The sequence below is a fragment of the Sphingomonas albertensis genome, assembly GCF_014358075.1.
GTDB lineage: Bacteria > Pseudomonadota > Alphaproteobacteria > Sphingomonadales > Sphingomonadaceae > Sphingomonas > Sphingomonas albertensis.
This window is the reverse complement of record NZ_JACONT010000042.1, coordinates 24025-32161: the sequence shown is the minus strand read 5'-3', so window position 1 is coordinate 32161 and position 8137 is coordinate 24025. Positions and strand designations below refer to the sequence as shown.

General features: G+C 66.7%; 5 protein-coding genes and 1 riboswitch. Of the genes, 1 reads left to right on the top strand and 4 read right to left on the bottom strand.

The genetic code is table 11. The features are described 5' to 3' along the window. Positions 1-59: 59 nt before the first annotated feature. The 4 genes from H8S47_RS15950 to H8S47_RS15935 form a co-directional block, all read right to left on the bottom strand. Complete coding sequence (locus H8S47_RS15950) at positions 60-1109, bottom strand: HoxN/HupN/NixA family nickel/cobalt transporter (RefSeq protein WP_187504774.1); 1050 nt, start codon at positions 1107-1109, stop codon at positions 60-62. 182 nt (positions 1110-1291) lie between these two features. Further along, positions 1292-1508: riboswitch (cobalamin riboswitch) on the bottom strand. Positions 1509-1581: 73 nt separating this feature from the next. After that, positions 1582-3690, bottom strand: a complete 2109-nt coding sequence (locus H8S47_RS15945; RefSeq protein WP_214655123.1) for a S9 family peptidase — start codon at positions 3688-3690, stop codon at positions 1582-1584. Further along, positions 3687-5774, bottom strand: coding sequence for an alpha/beta hydrolase family protein (locus H8S47_RS15940; RefSeq protein WP_187504773.1), 2088 nt, complete (start codon positions 5772-5774; stop codon positions 3687-3689). Before H8S47_RS15940 ends, H8S47_RS15945 begins: the two co-directional genes overlap by 4 nt. 42 nt (positions 5775-5816) lie before the next feature. After that, positions 5817-7187 (bottom strand): cytochrome P450, encoded by a 1371-nt coding sequence (locus H8S47_RS15935; RefSeq protein ID WP_235982976.1) that lies wholly within the window; start codon positions 7185-7187, stop codon positions 5817-5819. Between the two features lie 105 nt (positions 7188-7292). Here H8S47_RS15935 and H8S47_RS15930 point away from each other — a divergent pair, with 105 nt between their 5' ends. Further along, positions 7293-8072 (top strand): SDR family NAD(P)-dependent oxidoreductase, encoded by a 780-nt coding sequence (locus H8S47_RS15930; protein ID WP_187504771.1) that lies wholly within the window; start codon positions 7293-7295, stop codon positions 8070-8072. The last annotated feature ends 65 nt before the right edge of the window (positions 8073-8137 follow it).

Genomic DNA, 8137 nt, shown 5'->3' with positions numbered 1-8137 from the left:
CTCCGTCGCTTCGCTGCCACCTCCCCCTGGCGGGGGAGGATCGAGAGGGACGGAGTGCGCTACCCGTGCACCACTTCGATCTCGTCGAAGCGTTTCCAGCGGTAGATCGCGAAGCTCAGGACCCAGCACGCTACGAACAGGCCGATGATCGCGAAGCCGAGGCCGTTGAAGTTCTCGCCGAGTGCGGCTGCCAGATCCCAGATGCCGCCGGTCAGGCCGAGCTTTGCCCCAAGCAGTGCCAGCGTCTCGATGCCGCCGATCGCGATCGCGACGATGGCGGAGATCAGCGTGATGGTGATGTTGTAATAGAGTTTGCGGATCGGCTTCACGAACGCCCATTCGTACGCGCCGAGCATGACGACGCCGTCCGCTGTGTCGACCAACGCCATCCCGGTCGCGAACAGCACGGGGAGGACGAGCACGGTGCCGATCGAGAGACCGTCGGCGGCCTGGCTCGCGGAAAGGCCGAGGATCGCGACCTCCGTGGCGGTGTCGAAGCCGAGGCCGAACAGGAAGCCGAGCGGGGCCATATGCCAGCTTCGGGTCACCAGCCGGAACATCGGGCGGAACAGCCGCGCGAGCAGGCCGCGACTGCCAAGCAGCAGGTCTAGGTCCTCCTCGACATAGGTGCCGCCGCCGCGGACGTGGCCGAAGGTGCGCCAGACCGAGCGCAGGATGATGAGGTTCATCGCGGCGATCGTGAAGAGGAACAGCGCGGAGATCATCGTAGCGACCACGCCGCCGACCTGCTTGAACGCCTCGAACTGCGACAGCGCGCTGGCGGTGAGCGCGATCGCGACGGCGGCGATGAGCACGATTCCCGAATGGCCGATCGCGAACCAGAAGCCGACGGCGATCGGGCGCTGGCCGTCCTGCATGAGTTTGCGGGTCACGTTGTCGATCGCGGCGATGTGGTCGGCATCGACTGCATGGCGCAGGCCCAATCCCCAAGCCAGCAAGGCCGTGCCGAGCATGAGGGGTTGCGCGTGGAACAGCGAGAACGCCCAGCCCCAGGCGGCGATATTGGCCGCGACCAGGCCTGCGAACAGCCAGCCGATGCGCTTGCGGGTCGAAACCCGCGCCGGTCTTTCGAGTGTTGAAGTCGTCATGCACAAACCCCGCAGCGTCCGACGAGGACCGGGGCCTGCCGCGAACGGCCGGGACATACGACGACCGGACGCCATGAGCGGCCGACGCACGACGCCGATGCGGCCCCCGCCACATGGTCGTCGCTCAGCCAGTGTCACGCAAGCGGCGTTCACCGTGCCTCGGCCACCCCCTGGACCGGGACAAGAGCGACCAGACGCCGGCAGGTCTCCTGGCTCGCGGGTCGTTGCTCGATGCACGCCTTCCCAGGCTTTGCGGCCCAGTGGCTGCCCTCGCGTAGAGGGCTCGTGCGTCTCGCTCGCCGCTTACAGTTGCAGGGACAGCCGCGGCATAGGACGGCGAACCGTCCGCACCGCATTCCCAATCAAGCCCTTCCGGGCACCGACGCGATCACGGGAAACGGCTGGAAGCCGCATCCCGCGCGATCGGTACCCTGCTTTCGCCCGCGTGCCAACGGGCGTGCCAACGGGCATGCTATTTGGCGACGCCCAGCTGTTGCAGCATGAACGCCTGCCACTCGGAATTCTGGCGATAGCGTTCGAAGCGGCCGGACTTGCCGCCATGCCCTGCCTCCATGTTCACGCGGAACAGCAGCGGGTTCTTGTCGGTCTTCAGTTCGCGGAGCTTGGCGACCCACTTGGTCGGCTCGTAATATTGCACCTGGCTGTCCCATAGCCCGGTGCCGACATACAGCGCCGGATACGCCTTCGCCTTGACGTTGTCGTAGGGCGAATAGCTCAGCATATAGTCGTACGACGCCTTCTGCGCGGGGTTGCCCCATTCGTCATACTCGAACGTGGTCAACGGGATCGACGCGTCGAGCATCGTCGTCACGACATCGACGAACGGCACCTGCGCGATGATCAGCTTGTAATCCTGCGGCGCCATGTTCGCGATGCCGCCCATCAGCAGCCCGCCCGCGCTGCCGCCCATCGCCGCGACGCGGTCCTTGGCGGCGTATTTCTGCGCGACGAGATAGCGGGTCACGTCGATGAAGTCGGTGAAGCTGTTCTTCTTGTTGAGCAGATGGCCGTCGTCATACCAGCCACGGCCCATCTCCTGCCCGCCGCGGATATGCGCGATCGCGTAGACCATGCCGCGATCGAGCAGGCCGATACGGCCCGGATCGACGCCCGGATCACTCGATATCCCGTAGCTGCCATAGGCGTATTGGAAGAGCGGCGCGGTGCCGTCGCGCTTGCTGCCCTTGGCGTAGACCAGCGACACGGGGATCCGCGTACCGTCGCGCGCGGGCGCCCAGACGCGTTCGGTGATGTATTTCGCGGGGTCGTAGCCCGGCACCGGGGCGACCTTCAGCACGCGGCGCTCGCCGGTTTTCGCGTTGACCTCGTACGTCGTGGTCGGTGTCACGAGCGAACCATAGGTGTAGCGGACCCACGGCGTCGCGGTCTCCTCGTTGACGTCGAGCGACATGCGATAGGCGGGTTCGTCCGCCGTCACCGGCGTCGACTTGCCTGCATCGCTCAGCACGCGGATCATGCGGTTGCCGCCTTCGCGCTGGTCGATCGCGACGAACCCGTCGAACGGCTTGAACCCCTCGATGAAAACGGTGTTGCTGGCGGGCGTCAGGTCGCGCCATGCGGCCGTTCCCTTGGCCAGATCGGCGTCGGCGACGGTGACGAGCTTGTAGTTTTTCGCGTCCTTGTTGGTGCGGATGATCCAGCGGTTGCCGATGTGATCCGCGGCGTAGCGGAACTCGCGCGCCCTTGGGGCGACGATCGTGAAGCTGGTCGGCGCGGCGGCGGGAGCGCAGCGTTGCTCGTCGCTGACCGTGCTGCTCACGCCGATGCAGACGAACTTGTCGTCGGCGGTGCGCGAGACCTCCATCGAATAAGTGTCGTCCTTCTCCTCGTAGAGCAGACGGTCGCCGGCGACGGGCGTGCCGAGGACGTGTGCCTTCACGCGGTAGCCCCGGAGCGTGACCGGGTCCTTCTCGACATAGAGGATGGTCTTGTTGTCGTCCGCCCAGACGACGTTGGGCTCGATGTTCGAGAGCGTATCCGCGATCGTCGCGCCGGTCGTGAGGTCCTTCACCTTGAGGACATATTGGCGACGGCCGACGGTGTCCTCGGCCCAGGCGACGCGGGCATTGTCGGGGCTCACCGCCCAGTCGCTCAGCGCGAAGAAACTGTGGCCCTTCGCCATCGCCGGTTCGTCGAACAGCGTTTCGGTGGGCGCGGTGTGGCTGCCCTTGCGACGTTCTAGGATCGGGTAGTCGGCACCGGTCTGGAACCGCGAGCCGTAATAATAGCCGTTCTTCGCGTAGGGCACCGAGCTGTCGTCCTGCTTGATGTGCGAGACGGTCTCTTCGTAGAGCTTGGCCTGGAGCGGCTTCAGTGACGCGAGTTGCGCATCGGCGTAGGCGTTCTCCGCGACGAGATAGGCGAGCATCTCCGGCTTCTTCCGCGTGTCGTCGCGCAGCCAGTAATAGTCATCCTCGCGCGCGCCGTTAGGCGACGTCACCTGGAACGGCTTCTTCGCGACGCGCGGCGGCTGGACCTGCGCGACCGCCGCGGTCGAGACCAGCGCCACGCCGGCCAGCATCATGTACCGTATCGTCATTGTGCTGCTCCCTGTGCCGGCGTCGTTGCGCCTGCCGGCTTCCGGTATCGATCGAACCAGGCGATGATCGCCGAGGCCTTGGCCGCCGATTGCGACGGGCGAGAGGCGATACCGCCGTGGCTCGCGCCCGGCACCTTCACCAGCGCGGTGGGGACGCCGCGGATCTGGAGCGCCGCGTAATATTGCTCGGATTCGCTCACCGGTGTCCGGTAATCGTCTCCCCCGACCACCACTAGGGTGGGCGTCTTGACGTTGCCGACGATGCTCAAGGGCGAGCGGTTCCAATAGCTCATCGGGTCCTCCCACGGCAGCTTGGTGAACCAGTAGCGCGAGGTGAACAGCGTATTGTCCATCGTCAGCGCCTCGCTGATCCAGTTGATCACCGGCTTCTGCGTCGCCGCCGCCTTGAACCGGTCGGTCTTGCCGACGATCCACGCGGTGAGCAGTCCGCCACCCGATCCGCCCGTCACGAACAAATTGTCCGGATCGGCGGTGCCGTCCTCGATGGCCGCGTCGACCGAGGCGATCAGGTCGTCGTAATCCGCGGCCGGGTAGGTCTTGTCGATGAGGTTGGCGAACTCGGCCCCGTAGGAGGTCGAGCCGCGCGGGTTGGTCCAGAGCACCGCATAGCCGGCCGCGGCGTAGAGCTGCATGTCGGTCGCGAAGCCGGGGCCGTACGCGGCATTCGGGCCGCCGTGGATTTCGAGGATCAGCGGCACGCGCTGGCCCGCAACGCGGCCCGGCGGGGTCGCGAGCCAGGAGTCGATCGGCCGACCATCGGGCGCGGTCACCGCGATCTTGCGGACCTGTGCGAGCGCCTTCGATCCGGTCAGCACTGCGTTGAGCGTCGTCAGGCGTCGCGGCTTCCCGCCCGCCAGCACCCAGACGTCGGCAGGCGCGCTCGCATCGCCGCCGGTATAGGCGATCGTCCCGCCCTTCGAGACCGAGAACTCGCCGCCGGTATAGGGTCGGTCGAGCCCGCCGCCCGCGACATTGTCGATCAGCGGCGTGACACGGCCATCGACGCCGATCCGCGCGACGCGGCGCTGACCGTGATCGTCGTAGCTCGCATACAGGCTGCGGCCGTCGGCGGACCACACCGCGTCCTCGATTCCGCGGTCGAGCGTGGCGGTCAGCGAGCGCGGCGAGGCGGCGTCGCGGTCGCCGACATAGAGCTGCGTGTTCTCGTAGCTGCGGCGCTTGTCGTCGAAACCGAGCCACGCGATCTTCGAGCCGTCGGGCGAGACACGCGGCTGCGCATCGGGACCGTCGCGCGTCGTCAGCGTCCGCATCGTGCCGCTAGTCGCATCGACCGCAATCACGTCGGAGTTCATCACCTGCCGGTCGGCGGCGGGCCCGCGGATCGCGGCGAAGACGATGCTGCGGCCATCGGGCGTCCACGACAGCGGGCCGCCATCGTCGAACTTGCCATAGGTCAGCTGCCTAGCCGCGCCCCCGTCCGCACCGACCACGAACAGATGGTCATAGCCCGGCTTCACATAGCCCGGCCCGTCGTTGCGATAGTTCACCCGGTCGATGATCGTCAGCGGCTCGGCCCATTTCGCGCCCTCGGGCTTGGGCGGCTGCGTGCCGAGCTTGGTCCCCTCGCCCGCTACCGTCGCGATATAGGCGAGCTTGGTGCCGTCGGGCGACCAAGCGAGCGCCTGCGGATCGCCGGGGAAACTCGTCACGCGCGCGCTCTGCGCACCGCCGATCCAGCGGACGAACAGCTGCGATCCTTCGCCGTCGCGCGCGGCATAGGCGATCCTTGCCCCGTCGGGCGACCAGCGCGGGCTGCTGCCGTCGGTGGCGAACGGCGTCTGGCGGCCGCTCGCGACGTCGATCAGCCATAGCGACGACTGCATCCTGTCGGTCATCACGTCGCCGGTCCGGCGGACATAGACGATCGTCTTGCCGTCCGGACTGATCTGCGGATCGGCCGCGATCGTCAGGCCGAACAGGTCGCTCCCGGTGAAGCTGCGGGTCGGACCGTCAGGTACCGAGGCGGGTGTCGGAGCGGCCGGCTGTTGCTGGGCAGATGCCGGCGTCGCCGCGAGCAGGAGTATAGCTAGGGTCAAGCGCAACGGGCGGCTCCTTCGAATGAACCGCGTTACGATGACACATTATTACGTGGAGGCAAGCGGTACGAACGTGACCGGCAGGCCGTCCTTCGGTCGCGGGATCGGGAAGACCTGCCACGCGTCGCCGCTGCTCGCTGCCGCCTCGATCCGGTAGCGCGTGAGCAGGTGTGCGATCAGCAGCCGCATCTGCATCGTCGCGAAGTGCAGCCCGATGCACATATGTGCGCCGCCGCCGAACGGCACCCACGCGAAACGGTGGCGGCCCTTCGATGCTTCTGGCGTGAAGCGGAGCGGGTCGAAGCGGTCGGGATCGGGCCAATATTCGGCCATGCGGTGCGTGTAGGTGATGCCGACGCCGACGCTGGTCCCCGCCGGAATATTATACCCGCCGAAACTGAAAGCCTTCAGTGCGCGGCGCGGGATCGACGGGACCGGCGGCATCATCCGCAGCGATTCCTTGAACGCGTATTCGGTGAGGATCAGGCGATCGAGTTGCTCGGTCAGCGGCACGGCAGGGTCGAGAGCGGCGACTTCCTCGCGCAGCCGCTCCTGCCAGTCCGGGTTGCGCGCGAGCAGCATGACCAGGCTGGTCGCGGACGAGGTTATGGTATCGTGCGCCGCCATCATGAGGAAATTCATATGGTCGGCGATCGCCAGCGCGGACAGCGGCGCGCCGTCGTCGTCGGTCGCGCGACAGAACTGCGAGAAGAAATCCTGGCCGTCGCCGGTCCGCCGCGCGGGGATCTCGCGCTCGAAAAAGTCGACGAGGTACGCGCGGGCTTTCACGCCTTTGCGCATCTGCGTGCCCGGCCACGGCTTGCGGATCGGCGACACGCTCGCCTGCACCTCGTCGACGAACGCCTGGTTGATCCGGTCCGCCTCCGCGCCGAGCGGCACGCCGAGGAAACTGGTCGCGGCGAGATCGAGCGTGAGTTTCTTGACCGCGTCGTAGAATCGCAGCGTCTGGTTGCCCCAGGCCCCGACAGCCGCCGAGATCCCTGCTTCGAGTTCCGCCGCATAATGCCGCATCGGCTCGGGCTTGAACGCCACCGACAACGCCTTGCGGTCGGCGCGATGCTTGTCGAAATCCATCAGCATCAGGCCGCGCGGGAACAGCAAATTGAGGATCGGCCCCCAGCCCTGTTCGGACGAGAAGATCTTGTCGCGGTCGAACAGGATCAGCTCGTTCGCGTCCGGACCGAGGAGCATCAGCCCGGTCCCGCCGAGCGCGGTGTTGCGATAGACCGGCCCGAACCGCGCCACCATGCCGCGCGAAAACCCGATCGGATCGGCGAGCATCTTGAAGGTGTTGCCGAACAGCGGAAGGCCGTCGTCGCCGGGAATATGATCGAGCGCGCCCTTGCGCTGGCGTGGCAGCCAATGCGGGCTGGCGTTCTGCAACAGCGCTTCAGTCATCGTCGGATCCCTGTGCGACATGCCGGCTTGGCAAGCTGCGAATACGAGCATAACTAATGTTCTGCAACCGGGGCGCGGATCCCGGGGCTTTGACAGGAGAGATGCATGGACCTCGCAAATAGTGCTGCCGTGGTGACCGGCGGCGCGTCGGGCCTAGGCGCGGCGACGGCGCGCGCGCTGGCCGCCAAGGGCGTGAAGGTCGCGATCTTCGACCTCCAGGCGGACAAGGGCGAAGCGCTCGCGGCGGAGATCGGCGGGGTGTTTTGCAAGGTCGACGTGACCTCGGACGACAGCGTCGATGCTGGGTTCGCAGCGGCGCGCGCCGCGCATGGCCAGGAGCGGATCTTGGTCAATTGCGCGGGGACGGGGAACGCGGCGAAGACGGCGGGGCGGTCGAAGCAGGACGACTCGATCAAGCATTTTCCGCTCGATGCGTTCGACCGGATTATCCAGATCAATTTGGTCGGCACGTTCCGCTGCCTCGCCAAGTCGGCGGCTGGGATGTTGACGTTGGAACCGGGTGAAGACGGCGAGCGTGGGGCGATCGTCAACACCGCGAGCGCGGCCGCGGAGGATGGCCAGATGGGGCAGGCCGCGTATTCCGCATCGAAGGCGGGGGTGGTCGGGATGACCCTGCCCATCGCGCGGGATTTGATGAGCGAGGGGATTCGCGTGAACACGATCCTGCCGGGGATTTTCGACACGCCGTTGCTGGCGGCGGCGCCACAGCCGGTCCGCGATGCGCTGGCGGCGTCGGTGCCGTTTCCCAAGCGCTTGGGGCGGCCGGAGGAGTTTGCGGCGCTGGCGCTGACGATGATCGAGTGCGGGTATTTCAATGGCGAGGACGTGCGGCTGGATGGCGCGATCCGGATGGCGCCTCGGTGAGTTGACGACCAACGTTTAGGACGGATCGAGATTCAGGCTGATCGCCCTTGGAGGGACGCACTGAT